The sequence below is a fragment of the Sphingomonas sp. AP4-R1 genome, from assembly GCF_013113735.1.
Taxonomy (GTDB): domain Bacteria; phylum Pseudomonadota; class Alphaproteobacteria; order Sphingomonadales; family Sphingomonadaceae; genus Sphingomonas_I.
The window spans coordinates 3,491,183-3,517,858 of the sequence record NZ_CP053346.1; the positions used below are offsets into that span (position 1 = coordinate 3,491,183).

Here is a 26,676-nt window from a genome sequence, read left to right on the forward strand (position 1 = left end):
GTGTCGGGTCGCCCATGCCCCCGGCATGGGCTTGGATTGCCGGGGGCAATCCAAGCCGACACTCCTTGGCGGGGGGAGGATGAAACCAAAAAGGGGCGCCGGTGATGAGCCGGCGCCCCTTTGTATCGAGGATGTGTGCGCGCTTCAGGATGCGCTCTCGCCGAAGATCAGCCCCTGGCCGTTGCCGCCCTCCATCGGGCCGCCCTTGCGCAGCATCGCGATCACCTCGGCGCCCGCCAGCAGGACCGGACCATAGCCGTGGGCCGCGCGGACGTGTCGGGGGCGGAAATAATAGAAAGCGGGATCGAAGGCGACGCCGGTGCCGACGCAGACATCCTCCACTTCGCCCGCCTGCGACACCTTGGTCGATACACCGTTCCACGCGAGCATCGCGACGGGCGCGTAGGCGCGCCGGTCGATCCAGCCGCGATTGACCGCACGGGCGATGGCGTAGGCATACATGGCGCTGGCCGACGTCTCGAGATAGCTGTCGGGCCGATCGAGCAGCTGATGCCACAGGCCGGTGCCGGACTGGACCTTGGCGAGCCCGGCCACATGCGCGCGCAACTGCTTCAGGATGGCGCCGCGCTGCGGATGATCGGCGGGCAGCACTTCCAACAACTCGACCATCGCCATCACGGCCCAGCCGTTGGCGCGACCCCAGTGGAAGGCGGGATGCGGGTCCATGCCCTCGGCCCAGGCGTGCATGTAGAGGCCCTTCTCGGGCACGAACATGCGCTGCGAGAATTGCAGGACCTGACGGACGGCATCGTCATAATAGGCCCGGTCGCCGGTCAGCGCGCCCATCTGCGCGAGGCCGGGCACGCTCATATAGACGTCGTCGAGCCACAAGGTGACGGGCAAGGGACGTTCGCGCGCCAGCGTGCCGTCCTTCATGCGGAACTGTCGCTTGGCCATCCAGTCGAGATAGACGTCGATCTGCGGGCGGATATTAGCGTCGGCCAGCCCCGCGCGCTGGCCCTTGATCAAAGCGGCGGACATCGCCCCGGAATCGTCGAGCCGCTCGGGCGCCAGCATGTTTCGGACGGGCGTGGACTTGGGCTCCGTGCCGAGCTTGCGATAGCGGGCGGCGACGTCCGCCACGAAGTTCATCCGATCGGCCGCGTAGCGCGTATAGCGTTTGTCGTTGGTCACGTCGCCGGCGAGCATCGCCCCCGCATAGGTGACGCCCCATTCGTAGCTGGTGAGCAGGAAGCCGGGCTTGAACTTGCTCTGCGCGGTGATGCTGGCGAGCGGCACGTCGCGGCCGGCGGCGTCGACCATGCCCACGGGCGTCTCGCGATCGATATAGCCGAGCACGCGATCCATCACCGCCTTGATCGCCTGCTCGGACGGGCGGAGATAGGGCATCGGATAAGCTGGCGCGAGGCGGGTGGCGCCGTCGATCGCGACGTTCACCGGCGCCCGGCTCATCGGTGGTGCGGAGGCCATCTGCGCCTGCGCGCCGCCCGCCAGCAGAGCGCATGCGGCCGCAAACGGGGCCGCCTCGAGGATCGTCCTGTGCATCGCCTCTCCTTTCGCCGGCCCGCCCTGTGGCAGTGCCGAATCCGTTTTATCGTACAACATCAAGCCTCGTCGCGGCGTGACTTGCAACCCATGCCGTGCAACATTGTATGACAAGTATGAAGCCCTGCGTGTGACAGCGGCGAAGGAGCAGGATGATGGTGGGGATGCTCGATCGTCGAACCGTGCTGGCGGTGGGTGCGCTGCTCGCCACCGGCCTCAAGGCGCGGCCGAAGGCGGGTGATGGCTGGGAGCGCGCCGCCGGGATCGTCGCCCGCGTGCGCCCGCCCGTCTTCCCCAAGCGTGACGTCGATATCCGCGCCTATGGCGCGCAGGCGGGCGGGCGCGTTCTTTGCACGCGGGCCTTCGCCGATGCGATCGCGGCCTGCGTCGCGGCGGGTGGTGGGCGCGTGATCGTGCCGGACGGCCGCTGGCTGACGGGCGCGATCCGCCTGCAATCGAATGTCGAGCTGCATCTGGAGGAGGGCGCGGTGCTGCTCTTCTCGACCGACCCCGCGCTCTATCCGATCGTGGCGACGCGCTTCGAGGGCGTCGAGCTGATGAACTATTCGCCGCTCATCTATGCCAGCGACGTGCGCAATGTCGCGGTGACCGGGCGCGGCACGATCGACGGGCAGGGGGCGGCTTGGTGGTCGTGGAGCGGCAGTGCCCGCCACGGCTGGCGCGAGGGCCTGCCGAACCAGCGTACGGCCCGGATCCGGCTGTTCGAAATGGCCGAGAAAGGTGTTCCAGTGGCGGAGCGCCGCTTCGGCGAAGGCAGCTATCTGCGGCCTAACCTGATCCAGTTCCAGCGCTGCGACACCGTTTTGATCGAGGGCGTCACGCTGCGCGATTCTCCCTGCTGGAACGTGCATCCGGTCGCGAGCCGCAATGTCACGTTGCGCGGCGTGACGGTCAGCGGCCTCGGCCCGAACAATGACGGCTGCGATCCGGAATCGGTCGACGGGATGGTGATCGAGGATTGCACGTTCGACACCGGCGACGATTGCATCGCGATCAAGTCCGGCCGGAACGCCGATGGCCGCCGCCTCGCTTTGCCCTCGCACGACATCGTGATCCGCCGCTGCACGATGAAGGCGGGCCATGGCGGGGTGGTGATCGGCAGCGAAGTCTCCGGCGGTGTCGAGAATGTGTTCGCCGAGCAATGCACGATGAGCAGCCCGGATCTCTGGTATGCGCTGCGCTTCAAATCCAATGCGGTGCGCGGCGGGCGAATCGCGCATGTCCGGGCGCGCGACATCACGGTGGGGCAGGTCGGCAAGGCGGCGATCACCTGTGATTTTCAGTATGAGGAAGGCAGGAACGGGCCGTTCACGCCCGAACTCGACGATATCGTGGTCGAGCGGCTGAAGGTCGCGGATGCGATCCGCGTGCTGGATTGCCAGGGCCTGCCGAAGGCTCCCGTCGGCCGCATGACCCTCCGCGATTGCCGCTTCGATGGCGTGCGCGAGCCTAGCATCGTCGAGCGGATCACGGCGCTGCGGCTGGACGGCGTGACCGTCAACGGACGCCCCGTCGCGAAACTGTGACGGCCCCCATCTTCGGGCGCCACCTGCCGCCCGCATAAAAATCATTCCGCGCGTGACGGAAAATGCGCGCCGGACACTCTTCGGCTTCAGGGAGAGCAGCCACGACACGTCGAGAGCTTGCGGATTGGGTGGGACGTGAGATCCTGCCGCACGAGCGCGAGGTGCGATCGTGGTTGCGTCGTCGCGTCCCCAGCGATGTCGATGTCGAGGACATTGTCCAGGAATGCTATTGCCGGATCGCCCAGCTGACCGACGTTTCGCATGTGACGATGCCGCGCGCCTATTTCTTCTCGGTGGCGCGCAATCTGGTCCATCAGACGATCAAGGTGGCGCGGGTGGTGAAGATCGAGGCGATGTCCGATCTCGACGACTGGGAGAGCGAGGAGCCTTCGCCCGAGCGGATCGCGGCCGCGCGGCAGGAATGGGGCCGCGTGCAGGCGGCGATCGGCCAGCTCTCCGAACGGGCCCGGCGGATCTTCATCATGCGTAAGATCGATGGCCTGGCGCAGAAGGAAATCGCCCGTGCGCTCGGCGTGACGGAAACGGTCGTCGAGAATGATGCGAGCCGCGGCCTGCGATCGGTGCTGCGTGCTCTGACCGAGCCTGAGCCCGAACAGATCGTCACGCCCCCAGCGGAAGGCCTTGGCCATGCGCGATCGCGTTGAGGACGAAGCCGCGCGCTGGGCGCTGCGCGATCCGCTGACAGCGGAGGAGCAGGCCCAGCTCGACGAATGGCTGGCGCGGAGCTGGCGTCATCCCGGCGCCCTGCTGCGCGCGCAGGCGGCGCTGAGCATGATCGATCATGCGCTCGTGCCGGAGGAGGAGGCAGGGCCCGAGGCCATGGCCCCTGTCCCGAACTCGCGGCTCGCGCCGACGCGCCGTTGGGTACTGGGTGGGTTGAGCAGCGCTGCGGCGGCCGCACTGGGGCTCGTCGGCTGGCGTGCTTTGCGTGGCGAGCGGGTGATGACGGTGCGCGGCGAGATACGGCGCCTGCCGCTGGCGGACGGATCGGTCGCGACGATCGACACCGAAAGCGAATTGCATGTTGCAATGGCGGGCGAGACGCGGCGGATCGCGATCACGCACGGGCAGGCCTGGTTTCAGGTGGCGAAGGATCGGCATCGCCCGTTTGTGGTGGACGCGGGGATCGCGCAGGTGCGCGCGGTCGGCACGGCCTTTTCGGTACGCCGCAATGGCGAGCAGGTGGAGGTGGCCGTCACCGAGGGAACGGTCGTCGCGTGGCCCACGGGCGCCAAGGGCACGATGAACGTGCTGACCGAGGGCCAATATGCGACCTTCTCGATCAATGGCGAGGCGCCCCGCACCGGCACGGCACCCGCTGAGATCAATCGCTCGCTGGCATGGCGCGATGGCGAGATCTCGCTTGAAGGCGAGACGCTGACCAGCGCCGTCTCCCAGTTCAATCGCTACAATGAGCAGCAATTGGTGTTGGCCGACCCCAGTCTTGGCGAAGAGCGGCTCGTCGGCCTGTTCAAGGTCGGTAATCCGCAGGAATTTGCCTCGATGTTGGAAAAGACGTTGAGCATCGAGGTGACAGTCACGCCCCACGAAATCCGGCTCGCCCGAAAATATTCGCGACCGATCTGACGGAAATCTTCCGATCTGCACTCTTCCCCTTCGAGAGCACGCCACATGAGGCGCGCCCGTGATAAAAGGAGGGGTTATCGTGATATTGTCGCGTAGCGCGCTATTGGGATCCGTCGCGATCGCCGCCATGGTCATGATGGCGGTGGAGGCCAAGGCCGAGGTCCGCCGCTTCGATATCCCCGCCCAGCCCGCGCGCACCGGCATCCCGCTCTTCGCGCATCAGGCCGGCATCCAGATCCTCGTGCCCGAATCCCAGACGGACGGCCTCATGGTCGCCTCCGTCCAGGGCGACATGGAGGTGGAGACGGCGTTGCGGCAGCTCCTGTCCCGCACCGATCTGCAGCCCGTGACGTTCGGCAAATCGATCCTGCTGAAGCGGCCGGGTGCGAACGGGGCGGCGGTCCGCACCAATTATCTGCAGTCGGCGCCGATGAGCGCGCCTGCGCCGGCGGCGCCGATCGCGGAGGATCCCGCACCCGGCCAGCCGCCCGAGGATATCGTCGTCAGCGGCTTCCGCTCCAGCCTCGACAAGGCGCTGAACATCAAGGAGAGCGCGCCGGGTCAGGTGGACGCGATCCTGGCCGAGGACATGGCGAAATTCCCCGACCTCAATCTGGCGGAATCGATCCAGCGCCTGCCCGGCGTGACGATCGATCGCGAGAATGGCGAGGGCCGCACGATCAGCGTGCGCGGCCTCGGCTCGCAATTCACGCAGACGCGCATCAACGGGATGGAGGCGCAGGCGGCGCTGGCCGGCAATGGCAATCGCGGCTTCGATTTCTCGATGTTCGCGTCCGAGCTGTTCAACAGCATCAAGGTGAACAAGACCCAGTCGGCGGAGCTGGAGGAAGGCTCGCTCGGCGCGACGGTCGATCTGCAGACGGGGCGCCCGCTCGGCTTCGGCGCCGGGCTCCATTATGCCTTGTCGACGCAGGGATCGTATAACGATCTCGCCAAGAACACGCAGCCGCGCATCGCCGGGCTGGTCAGCTGGTCCAATCCCGACAAGACGTTCGGCGTGCTGCTCTCGGCCGCGTTCAGCAAGCGCAATCCGATCAGTGAGAGCTTCAACACCACGCGCTGGCAGGCGGGCGATCCGACCAAGGGCTATGGCGCGGTCAACAGCAACAATTTCGGCGGCTGCATTCCCTGCACCACCGATGCCCAGCGCAATGCCGTGCTGGGCGCCTTCTATCCCCGCATCCCGCGCTACACGTTCGGGTCGGTCAATCTGCAGCGGCTGGGTCTGACGGGATCGGTGCAATGGTCGCCATCCGACAAGACCGAAGTGGCGGTGGACGTGCTGTTTGGCCGCTACAAGTCGACCGCCGAAAGCCCCAATATCGAGGCGATCGGCTTCAGCCGCTCGGCCGGTGGCGTGCGCGATACGATCGTGGATGCCTATGAGATCGATCCGTCCAAGAATACGATCTCCTACGGCGTGTTCGACAATGTCGACGTGCGCGTGGAGAATGGGCTGGAGAAGACCAAGAGCACCTTCCAGCAGGTGTCGCTCAACGCCCGGCATGAATTCACCGATCGCCTGCGCGGCACGATCAAGCTGGGGGAATCGGAATCGCGGGCGCGCACGCCCCTGTCGGTCGCCTACAAGTTCGATGCGCTCGACAAGGACGGTTATACCTACGATTTCCGCCAGAATGATCGCCTGCCGCTGATCTCCTACGGCTTCGACGTGACCGACGGGCGCAATTTCACGCTGACCGAATGGAGCAAGAGCAGGAGCGGCACCAACTTCCGCCTCCGCAACGCCAGTGGCGGGCTGGAATATGATCTGCTCGACGGGCTCACGCTGAAATCGGGTGGCGCCTATCACACCTACGGCTTCGATACGTTCGGCTATCAGGCGGCGGTCACGGTGCTGAGCGGCGCGGATCGCGCGACGGACGTGACCAACCTCGGCAAGATCGTGAGCCTCGACGGCAAGCTGGGGATCCCGAGCGGGAGCGACCTTTCCTATATCGCGCCCGATATCGACAAGATCAGCAACTTCATCAGCCTGTACGACAATCCGCTGGTGCCCGCGTATAACGGCACGCGGCGCGTGCAGGAGAAGGATGCGGGCGGCTATCTGCAGGCCGATTTCTCGACCGAATTGTTCGGTGTGAAGACGCGCGGCAATGTCGGCGTGCGCTATGCGCGTACGGCCGTGGATTCCACCGGCTTCCTCGCGATCGGCGCCGCCAACAGCAATGTGACGGTGACCAACGATTATCAGGACTGGCTGCCGTCCTTCAATCTCGCGATCGAGCCGCTGCACAAGGTGACGGTGCGCCTCGGCGCGGCGAAGGTGATGTCGCGCCCGTCGCTGGGCGATCTCACGCCGGGCGGCTCGCTCTCCACGACGACGCAGCGCGTGACCTATGGCAATCCGCTGCTCAAGCCGTTCCGCGCGACCAATTATGACGCGTCGATCGAATGGTATTTCGCGCCCGAGGCGCTGATCGCGGTCGCGGGCTTCATCAAGGATATCCAGTCCTTCACCTCGCAATCCACCGAGACGGTGCCGTGGCGCAGCCTCGGCCTGCCGGACAGCCTGCTCGTCGGCACGCCTTCGTCACCCGACATGGATTTCGACGTGACGCGTACGATCAACGGGCAGGGCGGCACGCTGAAGGGCATCGAGATCCAGTATCAGCAGCCTTTCACCTTCCTGCCGGGCGTGTTGCGGAACTTCGGCTTCATCGGCAACGCCACCTTCGTGAAGTCGCGCGTCAATTATGGCGCGGCCGGCACCAACCGGCTCACCGGCCAATCGAACCGCACGTTCAACGCGACGCTCTATTACGAGACGAAGAAGATCAGCACGCGCGTCTCGGCGGCCTATCGCGGCCAGTATCTGGTGGCCTTCCCCGGCGGCAACGGCAACACGGAGGAGGGCGTGAACGGCACGCTGAACATCGATGCCTCCTTCGCCTACAATCTCACGAAGAACATCACGCTGCAGATCCAGGGCGTGAACCTGACCGACGAATATAATGATCGCTACACCGACGTGACCGATCGCGTGTCCAACTATCGCCATTTCGGCCGCGAGATCCTGTTCGGTGCGCGTGCGACCTTCTGATCCCGTGCCTGCCGGCAAACCCGTTCCGGAGAGACTGATGCCCCACGCCCGCCGCCTGTTCCCGTTGCTCGCTGCCGTGGCGGGCATCGCCGAGATGCCGCTTGCGGCCCATGTGGTGGGCTTCAACGGCCCCGCCCAATCGCTGACGGCGGCGCGGATCGCGACGCTTCCGGCAGGCGAGCGGGCGGCGTGGGCGGCGTATCTGGCGCGGTCGGACAAGCTCGGGAAGGCGGATCGGGCCAGCCTCGCGGCGGAGCGCAAGCCCGGCCAGATGTGGGCGCTGCCGCCGGACCATTATGGGCCGGGTATCAAGTCGATGCCGCTGGACAAGGATGCGGGCTGGTATGCCGGGCCGGAGGCGCACCGGATCGCGGAGAACGTCCTGAGCTTCCAGACTCCCGCCGGCGGCTGGGGCAAGAATCAGGACCGGAGCGCACCGCCGCGCCAGCCGGGACAGGATTATGCCAACAAGGCCGAGCAGACCAATCCGGACCGCACCAATCTGGACGCGCCGCACGACATCTACTGGACGTTCGTGGGCACGCTCGACAATGGCGCCACGGTCGGCGAGCTGCGCTTTCTCGCCAAGGTGATCGCGGCCGCACCCGCGGGCTCACCCGATCGGGCGCGCTATGAGGCGAGCTTCGTAAAGGGCGTGCGCTACCTGCTCGACGCGCAATTTCCGAACGGCGGCTGGCCCCAGATCTATCCGCTGGAAGGGGACTTTCATGACAGCGTGACCTTCAACGACAATGCCGTCGCGCGCGTCGCCCAGTTGCTGCGCGAGGTAGGCGAGGAGCCGGGCTATGACTATGTCCCGGCCGAGATGCGGGCCCGCGCCCGCACCGCGCAGGCGAAGGCGGTGGAGGTGATCCTTGCCGCGCAATATCGGATGAAGGGTCGCCCGGTCGGCTGGCCGCAGCAGGTCGATCCGCTGACGCTGGCTCCGGCTCCGGCGCGCAATTTCGAGCCCGCCGCGATCTGCAGCGACGAGACGACCGACGTGCTGTTGTTCCTGATGGAGCAGAAGGATCCCAGCCCCGCCATCCGCCGCGCCGTGGTGGACGGCGTCGGCTGGCTGAAGGCAAGCGCGGTCTATGGCAAGGCGTGGATCACGACGCCCGACGGCCGCAAGCTGATCGATCGCGATTATGGTGGCCCGCTCTGGTCGCGCCTCTATGATCCCGCGACGAACAAGCCGATCTTCGGCGATTGGGACAAATATGTTCGCGATGACGTGAACGAGATCTCGATCGGGCGGCGCAACGGCTATGGCTGGTATGTGACCACGCCCGAAAAGGCGATCGACACCTACCATATCTGGCGCGAAACCTGGCGCGTGAAGGAAACCGAGCCGTCCTGATGCGGAAGGTGATCGGATGGCGGGAGAGGTGAGGGTGGGGCGCGGATTGTTGGGTACGGCGGTGGTTGCCATCGCGGCGATGGGGAGCGGTGTCGTGCAGGCCGCACCGCCGATCGATCGGCAGGCTTTGGTGACGCGTCATGGGGTGCATCTTACCAAAATCGATCCGCATGCGCCGGTGATGCTGGGCAATGGCGAACTGGGTTTCACCGCCGACATTACCGGCCTGCAGACCTTCGCGGATCGCTACACTCCGATCGCGCCCTTGCTGACGATGGCGCAATGGGCGTGGCACAGCTTTCCCAACGAGGCGGGCTATGTCGAGGCGAACGGGCTGAAGCCGATCGCCGTGCCCGGCCGGGGCGAGCAGCCTTATGCCGCGATGGGATCGATGGCGGAGGCGGCGAGCAATCCGGCTTATGCGTGGCTGCGCGCCAACCCCCATCGTTTCTCGCTCGCGCGCCTGTCGCTGGCGTTGGGGACGGAGGGTGCGGCGCCCGATTTCGCGAGCATCACGGGCGCGGATCAGCGCCTCGATCTGTGGACCGGCACGCTCACCAGCCGCTTCACGCTGAAGGGCGCGCCGGTGACGGTGGTGACGCGGGTGGCGGCGGATTCGGATGCGCTGCTGGTGGAGATTACGTCCCCGCTGGTTGCCTCTGGAGCGCTGGGGGTGGCGGTGCGCTACCCGGGAGTGACGCCCGCGATCAATCCCGATCCCTCTGGCTGGACGCCGCGCGCGGGCGATACGATCCGGTTCGAGAAGAGCGGCGCTGGAGAGGTGCGGGTCGAGCGGACGATCGATGCCACGCGCGTCTGGTCGGCGGTGGCGGTGAATGGGTCGGTCGGTCAGGCGGGCGATGGCCTCGTCGCTCGCGCCAAGGGATCGGACAGGCTGGTGCTGGTGGTACGCTTCGATCGGGCGGGTCCGGTCGCGGCGGGCGACGAGGCCGCGCTGGCGGCAGGGACGGCAGCGCACTGGCGCGATTTCTGGACGAAGGGAGCTGCGGTCGACTTCACCGGCAGCACCGATCCGCGTGCATCCGAGCTGGAGCGGCGCGTGGTGCTGTCGCAGTACCTCTCCGCGATCAACGGGGCGGGGTCGCTGCCGCCGCAGGAAGAGGGTTTGTTCTCAAACAGCTGGTTCGGGAAGTTCCATCTCGAAATGCACCCGTGGCATTCGGCGTGGCAGGCGCTCTGGGGCCATCCCGAGCTGCTGGAGCGCAGCCTCGGCTGGTATCTCGGCCATCTGCCGGCGGCGCGCGAGGAGGCGGCGCGGCATCGCGTGGCGGGGGCCTGGTGGCCGAAGATGGTGGGGCCGGAAGGGCGCAACAGCCCGAGCAACATCTCGCCCTTCCTGATGTGGCAGCAGCCACACCCGATCCTGCTGGCCGAACTGGTGCGGCGTGCGGGCGATGGGAAGGCCGCGCTGGCGCGCTATGGCGAGATGGTGGACGCCACCGCCGATCTGCTCGCCAGCTGGCCTTTGGATGGCGCCAGCGGCCGCAAGGATCTGGGGCCGCCGCTGATCCCGGCGCAGGAAAATTATGATCCGCTGACGACGCGCAACCCCACGTTCGAGCTGGAATATTTCCGCTGGGCGCTGGGCGTGGCGGAGGAGTGGCGGCGCCTGCGTGGCCTGCCGCCCAAGCCCGAATGGGAGCGGACACGCGCGCATCTGGCTCCTCCCGCGATGCGCGATGGCCTGTATCTTCCCGCCGAGAGCGTGCCCGATTTCTGGACGGTGGCCGAAAGCGCCGCCTGCCGCACGCATGCGGACAAGGAGGAATGCCGCAATCGCGATCATCCCTCCTTCCTGATGGCGGACGGCTTCATCCCCGGCGACCGGATCGATCCGAAGGCGATGCGGCGGACTTTGGACGCGGTCGCCAACACCTGGGATCTGCGCCAGACCTGGGGCTGGGACTATCCGATGATCGCGATGACGGCGGCGCGCGTCGGCGATCGCGAGCATGCGGTCGACTGGCTGTTCGCCGATCGCAAGAACAACCAGTGGGGCGTGACGGGGATGACGCCGCGCGTGCATCTGGATGGCGCGGCCGACGCGCTGGTGCCGAAGACGGGTGGCGCAGGTGGCGCCCAACTGGCGGACAATCCGGATGGCACCGGCTTCCGTCGCGCGGCCGAGACCTATTTCCCGTCCAACGGATCGCTGCTGATGGCGGTGGGCCTGATGGCGGGTGGCTGGGATGGATCGGAGGGCGCGGCGCCGGGCTTCCCGGCCAAGGGCTGGACGGTGCGCGCCGAGGGGCTGGTGAAGGCACCGTGACAGGGGGCGATCTCGCGCTGACGCGGCGGGCCTTGCTGGGTGCGGGGGCCGTAGTGCTGGCCTCGGGCGCATCCGGGGTGACGCCTCCGGTGACGGGGGATGCGCCGGTCGAATGGATCGATCCCAAGACCGGACATCGCATCACGCGCCTCTCGGGCGACGAGGGCGGCAGCAAGCCCTATTTCTACCGCAACTGCTTCACGCCGCAGGGCGATCTGATGGTTTTCTCCACTGAGGCGGGGATTGCCACGGTCGATCTGAAGACGCTGAAGCGCCGGCTGGTGGTGGCCGATGCGAAGGCCGATCTGCTGTTCGCCAGCCGACGCGCGCGCAAGGCCTATTACAGCGTCTCCGATCCCGGTGACGGCCAGCCGACCGATCGGCCGCGCACCTTCTTCACCGTCGATCTCGACAGCGGCCGCAGCACGCGCATCGGCCGGATCGAGCAGGGGCAGGTGGGCGCGGTCAATGCCGACGAGACCCTGCTGGTCGGCACCGTGGCCTATGGCGACCAGCCGCTGCAGCCCGACGTGGCCGATCCGCGCAACCGCAAGCTGGGGCAGGCCGAATATGCCGCCAACGGCCCGGACGGAAAGCCGCTCAACTTCGCCAAGGCCAAGGGCGTGCGGATGCTGCAGCGCTGGGCGGCGCGCGTGCCGATGGACTTGTTCGTGCTGGATCTGCGCACCGGCGAACGGCGCGTGGTCCACAAGGCCCATGACTGGCTCAACCATCCCCAATTCTCGCCCACCGATCCGGGCCAGATCATCTTCTCGCACGAGGGGCCGTGGCATCGCGTGACGCGGATGTGGCGCATCCGCACGGACGGCTCCGGCCTCGAACCGCTCCACCGGCGGACGATGAACATGGAGATATGGGGGCACGAATTCTTCAGCCCCGACGGGAAATGGGTCTGGTACGATCTGCAGACGCCGCGCGGGCAGGTCTTCTGGGTGGCGGGGATCGAGCTGGTGACGGGGCGCCGTGTGTGGCAGCGGGTCGAGCGCAACGACTGGTCGGTCCATTACAACATCGCGCCCGACCAGACCCTGTTCGCGGGCGACGGCGGCGACGCCGACATGGTGGCGCACGCGCCCGACGGGAAATGGATCGTGCTGTTCCGGCCCGAGCCGATCGTGGATGCGGACGAGGCGGTCTATGATGCGGGCCTCGTCACGCCGCAAACTTGCCGGAGCGAGCGGCTCGTCGACATGAGCCGTCACGATTACCGATTAGAGCCGAACCTGTGCTTCACGCCGGACGGCAAAGGACTGGTGTTCGTGTCGAACATGCATGGCCGCAATCATGTTTACCGGGTGGATGTGGCGCGGGCATGAGGATGAAGGAGAGCAAGGTTTTGCGACGGACGATCGGGCTGACCTTGGCCCTGGCGACGATGGCGCTTCCGGTGGCGGCTCAAGCCGAGCCTACCTGCGTGGCGACGCTGGGCGCCGATCCGGCGTGGCGCGACGTGCCCGCCCGGCCCGATCTGCGCTTCGATCCCGCGAAGCTCCCCGATCGGGCGCAGGTGATGTCCGCGCTGGACTATGTTGCCGCCGCGCAGATCGCGGACATGGCCTGCCGACCGCTGCCGCTCGCGACTGGAGGGGCATTGGACAGTGCCTCCTCCAACTGGGTGGCGGCCGCTTTCTATGTGGGCGCCGAGCGGCTGGCGCGCGAGAATCGCGATCCGCGCGTGCTGCGGTTTCTCAGCGCGGTGGCCGAGCATTACAATTATGCGTTCCGGGGCGCGCGCCTGACCAAGACGTTGCTCAACGCGGACGATCTGGCGATCGGCGATCTCTATGCCGAACTCTATGCGCGCCGCCGCCAGCCGGGCACGTTGGTGCCGCTGCGCCAGCGCGCGGATGTTCAGGTGCCGTATCTGACCCGGAAGGAGCCGGGCGAGGGGCTGATCTGGTGGTGGAGCGATGCCCTGTTCATGGCGCCGCCGGTGCTGGCGCGCCTGTCCGCGCTGACGGGCGATCCCCGCTATCTGCAGGCGATGGATGCCGAGTGGCGGCGCACGGCGGCCGTGCTGTGGGACGAGAAGCAGTCGCTGATCGCACGCGATGCCCGCTTCAAGCAGGGCGCGAAGGGCCGGCGCGAGACTTTGTTCTGGTCGCGCGGCAATGGCTGGACGCTGGCGGGGCTCGCCCGCGTGATCGAGGCGATGCCGGCCGATTATGCGGGCCGCGCTTTCTATGTCGATCTGTTCCGCAAGCTCGCGATCCGCGTGGCGGGGCTGCAGCAGGCCGACGGCCTCTGGTCGAACAGCCTGCTCGACCGCGCGGCCTTTCCGGAGCCCGAGACGTCGGGATCGGGCTTCTTCGTCTATGGGCTGGCGTGGGGCGTGAATCACGGCCTGCTGGACCGCGCGAAGATGCTGCCCGTCATCACGCGCGGCTGGGCGGGGCTGAACGATCATGTGCTGCCCTCGGGCCTCGTCGGTGCGGCGCAGAAGACGGGCGACCAGCCCGCGCATGTCGCGCCCGGTGACGTGGGGCCTTATGCGACCGGCGCCTATCTGCTCGCCGGGGTGGAGGTGGCGCGGCTGGGCGCGCCCGTCCGCGCGCTGCCTGAGCCGGAGCCCGCCAGGGACGATGCCGCGACGATCGCGGCCACCACGCCGATGCCGCCGCCTCCCGCCACGGTGGTGGGTGACGCCGAATTGGCACGGCGCGCCGAGGAAATGCGCGCGGTGGAAGCATTGTCCTATGATCCCGATCGCGAGGCCGTTACGCCCGCCCGAAATAGGTGAGGATTTCTGCCATGACTGCCGTGCCCGCAAGCCGCTTCACCCGTCGCGGCTTCGCCGTCTCCGCGCTGTCGGTGATCGCCTGGCCGCAGGCGGCGCGGGCGGTGGCGCCCAAGTCCGGACAGGTCTCGATCCTGCGCTTCGGCGCGCGGGCGGACGGCAGGACGGTCAACACGAAAGCGATCCAGGCCGCGATCGACAAGGTCGCGGCGGGCGGCGGCGGCACGGTGACCGTGCCCAAGGGCGTGTTCGTGAGCGGCGCCCTGTTCCTGAAGCCGGGCGTGAACCTGCATCTCGACAAGGGCGCGGTGCTGCGCTGCTCGACCGACATGAGCCACTTCCCCGTTCAGCGCACGCGGATCGAGGGGCATTTCGAACCGCGCTTCAATCCGGCGCTGATCAACGCCAAGGATTGTGACGGGCTGACCATTTCGGGCGAGGGCACGCTGGACGGGGCCGGTCGACCGATCTGGGACGAATTCTGGCGGCGGCGCAATGCCGCGCCCGATCCGCACAATTTCCCGAACCTGAGCGTGGCGCGCGCCCGGCTGGCCTTCATCGAAAGCTCGCGCGGGGTGACGATCGAGGGCGTCACCTTCAAGGATTCGCAATTCTGGAATCTCCACCTCTATCGCTGCGAGGAGGTGACGGTGCGCCGCGCGCGCTTCAAGGTGCCGGACGATTACAAGCAGGCGCCCAGCACCGACGGCATCGATCTGGACAGCTGCCGCAAGGTGACGATCGAGGGCTGCTTCTTCTCCGTCACCGACGATTGCATCGCGGCCAAGGGATCGAAGGGGCCGCACGCGCTGGAGGATCGCGACAGCCCGCCGGTGGAGGCGATCCGCGTGCGCGACTGCACCTTCCGGCGCGGACATGGCGTGATGACGTTGGGCAGCGAGGCCACTTTGGTGCGCGACGTCGTGGTCGAGAATTGCCGCGTGGTGGGGCCGGTCAATGTCGCGGTGCTGAAGCTGCGCGCGGATACGCCCCAGCATTATGAGGATATCCACTTCCGGAACATCACGCTGGAAGCGGAGGGCGCGGCGATCCTGTTCGTCCAGCCCTGGTCGCAATATACCGATCTGAAGGGCGCCGCGCCGCCAAGGTCGGTCGTCCGCAACGTCACGCTGAGCGGCATCAAGGGGCGCTTCGGCGCGTTCGGCGTGGTGAAGCCCAATCCGGGCCAGACGGAGATTTCCGGCATCGCGCTGGAGGATATCGACGTGACGCTGGACAAGCCGCAGTTGGAAACGGCGGGCTCTCCGGGCATCACGTTCCGCCATGTCGTCGTGAACGGGAAGCCCGTTTCGGCCTGACCCTTGATTGCCCCGACCGAAGAAGGATCTCCACCAGAATGAGCGCGGGTAAGCGGGTCGCGAAGGCCCTGCGTCTATGGCCTTTGGGGCTGCCTCTGGCGCTGGCGCTGGCATCGCCGGGGGAGGCCCAGACGACGCCCGGCGGCACGCTGTGGGATCGGTTCGTCTCGCCACCCGACGAGGCCCGGCCGATGGTGCGCTGGTGGTGGTTCGGCCCCTCCGTGACCGAGGCGGAGCTGGATCGCGAGATCGGGGCGATGAAGGCGGGCGGCTTCGGCGGTTTCGAGGTGCAGCCGACCTATCCGCTCTCACCCGACGACGCGCGCGCGGGCATCCGCAATCTGCCCTATCTGTCGCAGCCCTTCCTCGATGCGCTGCGCCATGTCGGCGAGACGGCGCGGAAGGACCGGATGCGGATGGACCTGACGCTGGGGAGCGGCTGGCCGTTCGGCGGGCCGCATATCCCGGCGACGCAGGCGGCGTCCGAACTGCGGCGACTGAAGCTGACGATCCCGGCCGGGGCGGATCATGTCGCGCTTCCGGCTCTGGGGGCGGGCGAGCGGCCGGTGGCGCTGTATGTGGACGGGCGGCATGTGCCGCTGGCGGCGGATGCGGCGATCGCCCCCGCCCAGACCGAGCGGGCGGCGCAATTGTTCATCGCCGGGCGCACGGGCCAGCAGGTGAAGCGCGCGGCCGTGGGTGCCGAAGGCTTCGTGCTGGATCATGCGAGCAGGGAGGCGGTGGAGACGCATCTCAAGGCGGTCGGCGATCGGCTGATGACGGCGTTTCAGGGCGAGCAGCCGCCTTATGCGATCTTCTCCGACAGTCTGGAGGCCTATGGCTCCAGCTGGACCGACGATCTGCCGGCCGAGTTCGCGAAACGACGCGGCTATGATCTGATGGATCATCTGCCGGCCTTGTTCGACGAGGGGACGGACAGCGCGGCGGTGCGCTTCGACTGGGCGCACACGCTCTCCGAGCTGGTCGACGAGCGCTATCTCGCGCCGATCACGGCCTGGGCGCATGCGCACGGCACCAAATTCCGCGCGCAGGTCTATGGCTTCCCGCCGCCGACGCTCTCCAGCAATTCTCTGGTCGATCTGCCGGAGGGCGAGGGGGCGAACTGGCGGCAATTCACCTCGACGCGCTGGGCGACCTCGGCCGCGCATGCGTATGGCCGGCCGGTCGTGTCGTCCGAGACGTGGACGTGGCTGCATTCGCCCTCGTGGGCGGCGACGCCGCTCGACATGAAGGTGGAGGCGGATCGCCACTTCCTGCAGGGGATCAACCAGCTGGTCGGCCACGGCTGGCCCTATACGCCGCCGGGCGTGCGGGAGCCGGGCTGGGCTTTCTACGCCGCCTCCGCGCTCAACGATCACAATCCCTGGTATCCGGCGATGCCGGCGGTGAACCTCTATCTCCAGCGGGTGAGCGCGATGATGCGCGAGGGCGCACCAGAGGCCGATCTCGCCGTCTATCTGCCGATCGAGGATGCGTTCGCCGACCTTCGCCCCGAACATGCCTCGGTCAACGAGGAGATGGGGCATCGGCTGGACGAGGCGGTGCTGGCGAAGGTGCTGGAGGCTGGCTGCACGTTCGACCTGATCGACGCGCAGGCGATCACGGCGGGCAAGCTCGCGGCGCGGACGTTGGTGCTGCCGCATCTCACGCGGATCGATCCGGAGGCCTATCGCCGGATCGCGGCGTTCGCGCGCGGTGGCGGCACGGTGATCGCCGTCGATGGCCTGCCGCAGATGGCGGGCGGGCTGCGCGATAGGGAGGCGAGCCGTGCGGTGGCGAAGCTGTCCGCCGATTTGCTGCGCCGGCACGTGATCACAGTGGTTTCCGGGTCAGATCTGTCATTGGATCTGAAGAGGCGCGGGCTGGCGGCGGTGCAGCTGGAGCGGCCCGTGGCGGCCTTGGGCACCGTGCATCGGCGGTTGCCGGACGGCGATCTCTATCTGGTCGTGAATACCGGCGCCGAGGCGATCGCGACCACGGCGCGCTTCCGCAGCAGCGGCGAAGGCCAGTGGTGGGATCCAGTGAGCGGCCAGCGCTGGAGTGCGGGCACCGGCCCGGTGGCGGTGCGGCTCGCGCCTTATGAGAGCCGGCTGCTGGTGTTCGCGCGCGGGCTGGCGACGGCGCCCCCACGGACGGCGACCCTCACGCCGATCCCGGTCGATCTGGCGGGCGGCTGGACGATGCAGACGACGGGCTCGGCCGCGGCAGCGCCTGCGCCAGGGACGAGCTGGACCACCGATCCGGCGCTTCGGCATTATTCGGGCGCGGTGCGTTACAGCCACGCGATCACGCTGCCGGGCGCGGTGGTGCCCGGCGAGCGGGTCTGGCTCGATCTGGGCGAGGGCACGCCCACGGCGGCCAGCCCGGCCGCCCGTCCCAAGGCGGATATCGCGGCGCCGGTGCGCGAGGCGGCGATCGTCCGCGTCAACGGGCAGCAGGCGGGGATCATCTGGGCGTCGCCCTGGCGACTGGATATCGCGCGCTGGCTGAAGCCGGGCACGAACGATCTGGAGATCGTGGTGATGAACGGCGCGCTCAACGCGGTCGCGGCGAAACCGCGTGCCGATTATCGTCTGCTCACAGCGCGTTACGGCGAACGCTTCACAGATCAGGATCAGGACAAGATCGCGCCGGTCCCGTCGGGTCTGCTGGGATCGGTGCGGCTGCTGTCGGAGAAAGCCGATCGGTGACGGTCGCTCGCTTACCGACATGAGAAAGGCTCACGCGTTCGATCGGAACGCGTGAGCCTTTGCCCGATCAGGGCCGATCAGGCGTGCATGCCTCAGAAGCGCATGCCGAGGCCCACACCGAAGACCAGCGGATCAAGCGAGACCTTCACGCGCTGCGTGCCGGCGGCGGTGGTGTCGAGCCGCACTTTGGTGTCGATGTCGATATATTTGACGTCGAAGTTCAAAAATACCTTCGGCGTTATGTCGACATCGACACCGGCCTGCGCCGCCCATCCGAAGCTGTCGCTCATGTGGACGTGCGTGGGGCCAACCGCTGCTTCCAGGCCGCTCGACGCCTTCTCGTTCCAGAAGACGGTGTAGTTGATGCCGGCGCCCACATAGGGGCGGACATGCGAGGTCGGCAGGAAGTGATATTGCGCGGTCAGCGTCGGCGGCAGCACCCAGGTGGAGGCGAGCTTGCCGATCGATCCGGTGGTGCCGGTGCGGCCGCTGGCCTTGTGCTTGGTGGTGGAGGCGATCAGTTCGAAGCCGATATTGTCCGTCGCCATATAGGTGAAGTCGATTTCCGGCATCGGGCTGTTGTTCACCTTCACCTTCTCGCCGGGGAAGGCGGGGAGGACGCTGCCAGAGGATTCGTTCGGGGCGACGAGGATCGCGCGCAGGCGCACCAGCACGTCGCCCGCGCGGATGCCGACCCGCTCGCCGCCGGTGGGCGCCGGGGCAGCCTCCGTCTGGACGGGACCGGCCTGTTCCGGCGCGGGTTGCTCCGGGGCTGCCTGTGCCTGCGCCGGAGCGGAGGCCAAGGCGGTTCCCAGCGCGCCAGCGACAATGGCGATTTTGGACAGGCTGTTCATCGACTTGCTCCCTTATTCGTGGTGAAGTCGGCTGTAGGTCCGGTGGCGGCGTGCTGCCCTTGATCGGGAACAAGCGCGGATTTGACGAAGATCAAGGGCGTCTTCGCGCAAGAAGATCACCACCATCGCATGTGGCCCTATCATCCCGATCTGCTCGCGCGGCCGGTGCCGCGCTACACCAGCTACCCCACGGCGGCCGAGTTCACCGGCGCGGTGGGGCATGAGGACATGGTGGATGCGCTGTACGATCTGCGCGAGGGCACGACCGTCTCGCTCTATCTGCACATCCCTTATTGTCGCGAGATCTGCTGGTATTGTGGATGCAATACGGCGGTGGCGAACCGGCCCGCGCGGCTGGATGCCTATCTGACGCAATTGCATACGGAGATCACGCTGGTCGCCGCCCAGCTGGCCGGGCGCGTGAAGGTCGGGCGGATCGCCTTCGGCGGCGGCAGCCCCAATGCGATCGGCGCGGATGCCTTCACCGCTCTGGTGCGGCATCTGCGCGACGTCTTCACCTGCGACGATGCGATCCTGTCGGTCGAGCTGGATCCGCGTGGCTTCACCGAAGTTTGGGCCGAGGCGATGGGCGTGGCGGGCGTTTCACGCGCCAGCCTGGGCGTTCAGACGTTCGACCCGGCGTTGCAGCACGCGATCGGCCGGGTGCAGCCGGCGGAGGATATCGCGCGCGCCGTGACGTTGCTGCGCGGCGCGGGCGTGGACTCGATCAACTTCGATCTGATGTATGGCCTGCCGGGGCAGGATGCGGCCACGCTGGCGGTCTCGATCGATGCCGCGTTGGCGCTCCGGCCCGAGCGGCTGGCGGTGTTCGGCTATGCCCATGTGCCCCACATGATCCCGCGCCAGCGCCGGATCGACGCGAGCGCGCTGCCCGATGCGCGCATGCGGTTCGAGCAGGCGTGGCTGGCGCATGAGCGACTGACGGCTGCGGGCTATCAGGCGATCGGCTTCGATCATTTCGCATTGCCCGAGGATGCCCTGGCCAAGGCCGCCGCCGCCGGCACGCTCCACCGCAATTTCCAGGGCTTCACCGAGGATCAGGCCGAGGTGCTGATCGGCCTCGGCGCGAGCGCGATCAGCCAGTTTCCGGATCGGCTGCTGCAGAACGAGAAGAATAGCGGCGCGTGGCGCGGCGCGCTCTCGCTCGGCAGCTTCGCCGTCTCGCGCGGGCTGCACCGTTCGGGGCAGGACCAGATCCACGGCCGCGCGATCGAGGATATCCTGTGTCGCGGCGCGGCCGACATTGCGGGCGTGGCGGAGCGCGACGACATCGCCGAACGGCTGCAACCGTTCGAGACGCGCGGCCTGCTGCACTGGCAGGGGAGCCGCTTGGTGCTGGAGCAGGATGCGCTGCCTTATGCGCGCGTGATCGCGGCGACGCTGGATTGCCATCGCGGCCAGAGCGGCGTGCAGTTCAGCAGCGCGGTCTGACGGCGCCGGAGAGCCGGCGGCCGCTCTCCTCTTCGCCACCTGAGCCGCGCTCGACGCGTATTTCCGAAGGGGCGGCATGGTCGCGGGCGGCTGGATCGGCCTTCGCGCCTGGGACGCCGATCGGCTCTATGCCGCGATCGGTGCCCTGCGCTCCGGCGTTTCCAGTGTGAGGCGACGATCGCACAGATCGAGCAAGGCCGGCCGGTGGCTGACGACGATCAGCCCCTGGCCGGTTTGCGCCAGCCGCGCCTCCAGCCGGGCGATGACCAAGGCTTCCGTGGCGGCGTCCAGCCCTTCGCAAGGCTCATCGAGCAGCAGCCACGGAGCGGCCGAGACATAGGCGCGCGCGAGGGCGAGCCGCCGTCGTTCGCCCCCCGAAAGCCGCGCGCCGTCGTCGCCCAGCCATGTGTCGAGCCCCTGCGGGAGCGCACGCACCACGCCCTCCAGCGCGGCATCGGCGAGCGCCTGCCAGAGATCCGCGTCGGTCGCGGCGGGGCGCGCGAGCAGGAGATTGTCGCGCACCGTGCCCGCGATCAACGCGGCATCCTGCGGCGCCCAGGCGAAGGCGCCGCGATCGAGCGCCGGCTCCGATCCGCGCAGGCCGATCAGCCCTTCCAGCAAGGTCGTCTTGCCCGATCCGGACGCGCCGGCGAGCGCCAGCCGGGCGCCGGGCGGGAGCGTCTCGCCCGCGACGACCAGCGTGTCACTCGGATCCGGTAAGCCCGGTAGGGGCGACACGGCGGCGTCGAACAGCGCGCCGAGACGAGCCTCTGCTTCGCGCAGGCGGCCCCGATCGGCGAAGCTGCGCATGACGGGCGCGATCGCGTCCACCGTCATCGCCGCCGCCAGCGCGGAGAGCGCGGCGATGGCGGCGCCGGCATCGACCGACAGCAACAAAGCGAGGCCGGCCGCGCAGGCCATACTGCAGGCGTGCAGCCATTCGAACCGACCGACCACGTCCGCCTGCGCGCATTGTGCCTCCGCCAGCCGGTCGCCCGCGGTCGCGAGGCGCGCCGCCGCCCAGCCCTCGAGCCCGAAGCAGCGCAGCTCAGCGGTCGCGGCGGAGAGGGAGGCGACCTCGTCGCGAAAGGCGCCGGTGGCGCGCTGGACGGCGGCACCGGGCTGCTCCAGCCGTCGGGCGAGGCGAGCGCCCGTGACGAGCGCGAGCGCGGCGCACAGGATCGTCGCCAGCATCGGCCGCCAGCCGCCGAGCGCCGTCATCGCCGCGCCGGACAGGATCGCGGCGCCGACTGCCCAGCGGCCGGACAGGCGGACGAAGCGCAGCTCGATCGCATCCACGTCACCGATCAGGCGCGCGGTGGCCTCCCCCCGACCGAGCGCCAGCGACTGGCTGGGCGGGCTGGCAGCGATAGCGCGGTAAAGAGCCGGGCGCAGACGCGCCATCGCGCCCAGCGCGGCGGCGTGGCCCGCCAGCCGCTCGCCATAGCGCGCGCCGGTGCGGACGATCGCGAGCAGGCGGATGCCGGCCGAGGGCAGCATATAGTTGAAGCTCTGGGCGGCGGCGATCCCGGCCGCGCCGGCAAAGGCGGCGGCGGTGATGAACCAGCCGGACAGGCCGAGCAGCACGACCGAGGCGGCGGCGACCAGCGCGGCGCAGGCTCCGGCCTGGCGCAGGCGGCGGCGTTCGGCGCGGCGCTCCGCCGCGAGCAGTTCGATCAGCGTCATGCATCATCCCCCAGCCGAATGACGCGATCCGCGATCGCGGCCAGCGCGGGGCTGTGCGTGGCGATCAGGGTCGCGCGGCCGCGTGCGGCCCGTGCGATCGTGGCGATCAGGGCCGTCTCGGCTGCCGCATCCAGATGCGCGGTCGGTTCGTCGAGCAGCAGAAAGGGGGCGGGCTTGAGCAGGGCGCGGGCCAGTGCCAGCCGTCTCGTCTCGCCGCCCGAAAGGCCGCCGCCGCGCATGTCCAGCCACGTGTCCAGCCCATCTTCGCGACGCGCGAGCATCGGGCCGAGCCCGGCGGCGGCGATCACGCGGCGCAGCGCCGCCTCGTCGGCATCGGGATAAGCGAGCAGCAGATTTTCGCGGATTGTCCCGCTGATCAGCAGGGGATGCTGGCCCGCCCAGCTGGCCGACGCCGCGAGCGAGGACAGCCGCACCGGGCCGAGCGACATCGTCCCGCTCGTCAGCGGCGCGAGGCCCAGCAACAGATGCAGCACGCTCGTCTTGCCGCTGCCCGAGGGGCCGAGCAGCGCGACCGTCTCGCCGCTTTCGATCATCAGCGACAGATGGCGGACCGCATCGCGATCCGAGCCCGGATAACGGATCGTCACGTCGCGCAGCATCAGCGCGCCGATCGTGGGGATGCCGACGGAGGGAACAGGAGCGGGGGCAGGGATCGCCATCAGCGTCTCGGCGGCGGTGTCCGCGGCCTGCTTGTCGTGATAGGCGGCGGCCAGGCGGCGCATCGGCGCGTAAAATTCGGGCGCCAGCGCCAGCACGAAGAAGGCCTGACCCAGAGTCAGCGTTTCGGGCACGTGCACCGGCAGCAGGCCGAGCAGCGAGAAGCCGCAATAGACCGCCACCAGCGCGACCGAGAGCGCCGCGAAGAATTCGAGCGAGGCCGAGGACAGGAAGGCGACGCGCAGCACGCGCAGCGTCCGCCCGGCGAGATCGGTCGCGGCGGACCCGATCGCCTCCGCCTCGCGCCCCTCGGCCCGGAAGGCGAGGATCACGGGCAGCATCCGCACGCGATCGGCGAAGCGGCCGGACAGGCGCTGGAGCGCGACGAACTGGCGGCGCGATTCGTCCGCCGCGGCACCGCCCGTCAGGATCATCGCCGCGATGAAGGGCGCCAGGGTGCCGATCAGGATCAAGGCGGCGAACCAGCTGGCGCACGCCGTGGCCGCCAGCACCATCACGGGCGCGATCGCCGCCGCCTGCCGCGCCGGCACGAAGCGGGCGACGAAGCCGTCGAGCGCCTCCACCGCATCCACCATCTGCATCGAGAAAGCGCCCGCATCGACCGGCTCGCCCGGTGCGCGGTGCAGGGCGGAGAACAGGACGCGATCCCGCACCGCGCGTTTGGCCCGCGCCGCCTCGCGCGCGCCGGTCCGCACCGCCGCCATCGCCAGCAGCCCGCGCATCGCGCCGGCCACGACGGCCAGCGCCACCCACGGCAGCACCGCCAGCGCTCCGGTGGGCACGCCACTCACACCGCCCGCCAGCGCGCCCGCGAACAGGATCGCGGCCCACGTATCGAGCAGCAGCAGGACGGTGGCGCCGCGTGCCGATCCGGCGGAGCGGCGAAGCCACCGCGCGCGCTGCGCGCCTATCTCTGCTGTCGTCCCCGTCATGCGCTTTCTGTCACCCGACGCAGGCCCGTCGTCTTTGATCGCGATCAATGTCGCTTGGCGGCATACAGTCCAGCGAGAGATCAAAGGGCTCACGTCCGGCCCCGCGAGGGAGACTCGAATCATGGATCCAGGTGTCGTCGATCTGTCACGGCTGCAATTCGCGCTGACAGCACTCTATCACTTCCTGTTCGTTCCGCTGACACTCGGCATGAGCTTCATGCTCGTCATCATGGAATCGGTTTATGTGATGACGAACCGCGAGGTGTGGCGCGTCACCACCCGCTTCTGGGGCAAGATCTTCGGGATCAACTTCGTGCTGGGTGTCGCGACCGGGCTGACGATGGAATTCCAGTTCGGCACGAACTGGTCCTATTTCTCCCACTATGTCGGCGACATTTTCGGGGCCCCGCTCGCGATCGAGGGCCTGATGGCCTTCTTCCTCGAAGCGACGTTCGTCGGGCTGATGTTCTTCGGCTGGGATCGCCTGTCGAAGGTCGGCCACCTGTTCGTCACCTTCCTGGTGGCGCTGGGCACGAACCTTTCGGCGCTGTGGATCCTCGTCGCCAATGGCTGGATGCAGAATCCGGTCGGCGCGACCTTCAATCCCGATACGATGCGGATGGAGGTGACCGATTTCGGCGCGGTGCTGTTCAATCCGATCGCACAGGCCAAATTCGTCCACACCGTCAGCGCGGGCTATGTCTGCGCCTCGGTGCTGGTGCTGGGCGTCTCGGCCTTCTGGCTGCTGAAGGGACGCTTCGTGCCGGTCGCGCGGCGCTCGATGACGGTGGCAGCGGCGTTCGGCCTCGCGGCCTCGCTGTCGGTGGTCGTGCTGGGTGACGAGAGCGGTTACGCGCTGACGGACAACCAGCGCATGAAGCTCGCCGCGATCGAAGCGGCGTGGCACACGGCGCCGGCACCGGCCGGGCTCACCATCATCGGCCTGCCCGACGTCAAGGATCGCACCACGCGCTATGAGGTGAAGGTGCCCTGGGTGCTGGGCCTGATCGCGACGCGCAGCCTGGACGGCACCGTCACCGGCATGTCCGAACTGGTGCTGAAGGCGCAGGAGCGCATCACCTCGGGCATCGTCGCTTATGATGCGGTGCAGGCGCTGAAGGCCGACCCCGGCGACGCGCCGGCGCGCGCCCGGTTCGAGGCGCACAAGCGCGATCTCGGCTATGCGCTGCTGCTGAAGCGGACCATGTCCGATCCACGCAAGGCGACGCCGCAGCAGATCAGTGCGGCGGCCTGGGATACGGTGCCGAGCGTGCCGCTGATGTTCTGGTCGTTCCGCGTGATGGCGGCGGTCGGCTTCGCGATGATCCTGATGTTCGCCACCGCGTTCACGCTCTGCTCGCTCCGGCGGCACATGGATGCGCGCTGGTTCCTGAAGCTGGCCGTGGCGGCGATCCCGCTGCCGTGGATCGCGATCGAGCTCGGCTGGATCGTCGCCGAAATGGGGCGCCAGCCCTGGGCGATCGACGGCGTGCTGCCGACCTTCCTCGCGCCGAGTTCGCTCAGCCGGGGCGCGATCATCACGACGATCGCGGGCTTCACCGCGCTTTACGGTACGATGGCCGTGATCGAGGTGCGCCTGATGCTCGCCGCGATCCGGCACGGACCGGAAGAGCGTGAGGAGCAGCCCGCACCGGGTCCGATCCCGGCCAGCATGTCCGTGACGGCCTGAGCAAGGAGGCGACGATGTTCGATTATGAAACGCTGCGCCTGATCTGGTGGGCGCTGCTGGGTGTGCTGCTGATCGGCTTCGCACTGACCGACGGCTTCGATCTGGGCGTGGCGGCCCTCCTGCCGTTCGTCGCCCGGAGCGATGTCGAGCGGCGGATGGTGATCAATTCGATCGGGCCGACGTGGGAGGGCAACCAGGTGTGGTTCATCCTCGGCGGCGGCGCGATCTTCGCGGCCTGGCCGTTCGTCTATGCGGTCAGCTTCTCGGGCTTCTATCTGGCGATGTTCCTCGTCCTGTCGGCCTTCATCCTGCGGCCGGTGGGCTTCAAATATCGCTCGAAGAAGCCCGATCCCGCCTGGCGTTCGCGCTGGGACTGGGCGCTGTTCGTGGGCGGCTTCGTGCCGGCTCTGGTGTTCGGCGTGGCGGTGGGCAACGTGCTGCTGGGCGCGCCCTTCCGCTTCGATGGCGACCTGCGCGTCTTCTACGAAGGTACGTTGCTGGGGCTGTTCACGCCGTTCACCTTGCTGTGCGGGCTGCTGTCGGTGGCGATGCTGGTGATGCACGGTGCGGCCTGGCTCGTGATCAAGGTGGAGGCGGGGCCGGTCGCCGATCGGGCGCGCATGTTCGGGACGATCGCGGCATTCCTGTCGATCCTGCTGTTCGCGGGTGGCTTCGCATTCATCGCCTGGAGCGGCATGGGCTATCACATCACGAGCGTGATCGATCCGGCCGGACCCTCCAATCCGCTCCGCACCACCACCGCGCAGGCGGCGGGCGCGTGGCTCGACAATTATGCGAGCCACAGGTGGATGATGCTGGCGCCCGTGCTCGGCTTCGCCGGGGCGGCGCTGGCACTGGTCGGCATCCGCCGCGACGGGGAGCTGGCGGCGTTCGCCGGATCCTCGCTGGCCACGGTCGGCATCATCGCGACGGTGGGCTGCTCGATGTTTCCCATCATCCTGCCGTCGAGCATCGATGCCCATTCCAGCCTGACCGTCTTCAACGCATCGTCGACGCACAAGACGCTGGGGATCATGCTGTTCGTCACTGTGGTGCTGCTGCCGATCGTGCTGCTCTACACGGCCTGGGCCTACAAGGTGATGTTCGGCCGGGTGACGACGCACGCCGTGAACACCAATCCCGATTATTACTGAC

General features: G+C 68.1%; 17 protein-coding genes. 13 read left to right on the top strand and 4 right to left on the bottom strand.

The window, feature by feature from the left end; genetic code table 11:
- Positions 1–144: 144 nt before the first annotated feature.
- The gene (locus HL653_RS16165; protein ID WP_216599880.1) at positions 145–1,527 is read right to left on the bottom strand and encodes a glycoside hydrolase family 105 protein; all 1,383 of its coding nucleotides are present in this window, start codon (positions 1,525–1,527) and stop codon (positions 145–147) included.
- 152 nt (positions 1,528–1,679) lie between these two features.
- On the opposite strand from HL653_RS16165, the gene HL653_RS16170 reads away from it, so the two are divergent.
- The 10 genes from HL653_RS16170 to HL653_RS16215 all read left to right on the top strand — a co-directional run bounded on the left by HL653_RS16170 (position 1,680) and on the right by HL653_RS16215 (position 18,208).
- Positions 1,680–3,074, top strand: coding sequence for a glycoside hydrolase family 28 protein (locus HL653_RS16170; protein ID WP_216599881.1), 1,395 nt, complete (start codon positions 1,680–1,682; stop codon positions 3,072–3,074).
- A gap of 128 nt (positions 3,075–3,202) precedes the next feature.
- Positions 3,203–3,739, top strand: a complete 537-nt coding sequence (locus HL653_RS16175; protein WP_171745426.1) for an RNA polymerase sigma factor — start codon at positions 3,203–3,205, stop codon at positions 3,737–3,739.
- Complete coding sequence (locus tag HL653_RS16180) at positions 3,723–4,682, top strand: FecR domain-containing protein (protein WP_171745427.1); 960 nt, start codon at positions 3,723–3,725, stop codon at positions 4,680–4,682. The genes HL653_RS16175 and HL653_RS16180 overlap by 17 nt, the downstream gene beginning before the upstream one ends.
- Positions 4,683–4,761: 79 nt before the next feature.
- Entirely contained in the window at positions 4,762–7,767 is a 3,006-nt protein-coding gene (locus HL653_RS16185) for a TonB-dependent receptor (protein WP_171745428.1), read from the top strand.
- Positions 7,768–7,804: 37 nt separating this feature from the next.
- Entirely contained in the window at positions 7,805–9,130 is a 1,326-nt protein-coding gene (pelA, locus tag HL653_RS16190; protein ID WP_171745429.1) for a pectate lyase, read from the top strand.
- Between the two features lie 61 nt (positions 9,131–9,191).
- Positions 9,192–11,420: a hypothetical protein gene (locus HL653_RS16195; RefSeq protein ID WP_253716967.1), complete on the top strand. Its 2,229-nt coding sequence runs from the start codon at positions 9,192–9,194 to the stop codon at positions 11,418–11,420.
- Positions 11,417–12,757, top strand: a complete 1,341-nt coding sequence (locus HL653_RS16200; protein WP_216599882.1) for an oligogalacturonate lyase family protein — start codon at positions 11,417–11,419, stop codon at positions 12,755–12,757. Before HL653_RS16195 ends, HL653_RS16200 begins: the two co-directional genes overlap by 4 nt.
- Entirely contained in the window at positions 12,754–14,181 is a 1,428-nt protein-coding gene (locus tag HL653_RS16205) for a glycoside hydrolase family 105 protein (RefSeq protein WP_216599883.1), read from the top strand. Before HL653_RS16200 ends, HL653_RS16205 begins: the two co-directional genes overlap by 4 nt.
- An 11-nt stretch (positions 14,182–14,192) precedes the next feature.
- Complete coding sequence (locus HL653_RS16210; protein WP_171745430.1) at positions 14,193–15,497, top strand: glycoside hydrolase family 28 protein; 1,305 nt, start codon at positions 14,193–14,195, stop codon at positions 15,495–15,497.
- A gap of 38 nt (positions 15,498–15,535) precedes the next feature.
- Positions 15,536–18,208 carry a glycosyl hydrolase gene (locus tag HL653_RS16215; RefSeq protein ID WP_171745431.1) on the top strand — a complete coding sequence of 891 codons (2,673 nt, stop codon included), beginning with the start codon at positions 15,536–15,538 and terminating at the stop codon, positions 18,206–18,208.
- Positions 18,209–18,300: 92 nt separating this feature from the next.
- On the opposite strand, the gene HL653_RS16220 is transcribed toward HL653_RS16215, so the two are convergent.
- Positions 18,301–19,062 (bottom strand): OmpW family protein, encoded by a 762-nt coding sequence (locus tag HL653_RS16220; RefSeq protein WP_171745432.1) that lies wholly within the window; start codon positions 19,060–19,062, stop codon positions 18,301–18,303.
- A 129-nt stretch (positions 19,063–19,191) separates the two neighbouring features.
- On the opposite strand from HL653_RS16220, the gene hemN reads away from it, so the two are divergent.
- On the top strand, positions 19,192–20,514 hold the full coding sequence (hemN, locus tag HL653_RS16225; protein ID WP_171747043.1) for an oxygen-independent coproporphyrinogen III oxidase: 1,323 nt from the start codon (positions 19,192–19,194) through the stop codon (positions 20,512–20,514).
- 126 nt (positions 20,515–20,640) lie between these two features.
- Here hemN and HL653_RS16230 read toward each other — a convergent pair whose 3' ends face one another.
- On the bottom strand, positions 20,641–22,200 hold the full coding sequence (locus HL653_RS16230) for an ATP-binding cassette domain-containing protein (RefSeq protein WP_171745433.1): 1,560 nt from the start codon (positions 22,198–22,200) through the stop codon (positions 20,641–20,643).
- Entirely contained in the window at positions 22,197–23,831 is a 1,635-nt protein-coding gene (gene cydD, locus HL653_RS16235; protein ID WP_171745434.1) for a thiol reductant ABC exporter subunit CydD, read from the bottom strand. Before cydD ends, HL653_RS16230 begins: the two co-directional genes overlap by 4 nt.
- Before the next feature lie 121 nt (positions 23,832–23,952).
- Here cydD and HL653_RS16240 point away from each other — a divergent pair, with 121 nt between their 5' ends.
- Positions 23,953–25,521 carry a cytochrome ubiquinol oxidase subunit I gene (locus tag HL653_RS16240; protein ID WP_171745435.1) on the top strand — a complete coding sequence of 523 codons (1,569 nt, stop codon included), beginning with the start codon at positions 23,953–23,955 and terminating at the stop codon, positions 25,519–25,521.
- A 14-nt stretch (positions 25,522–25,535) separates the two neighbouring features.
- On the top strand, positions 25,536–26,675 hold the full coding sequence (cydB, locus tag HL653_RS16245) for a cytochrome d ubiquinol oxidase subunit II (protein WP_171745436.1): 1,140 nt from the start codon (positions 25,536–25,538) through the stop codon (positions 26,673–26,675).
- Position 26,676: the final 1 nt, after the last annotated feature.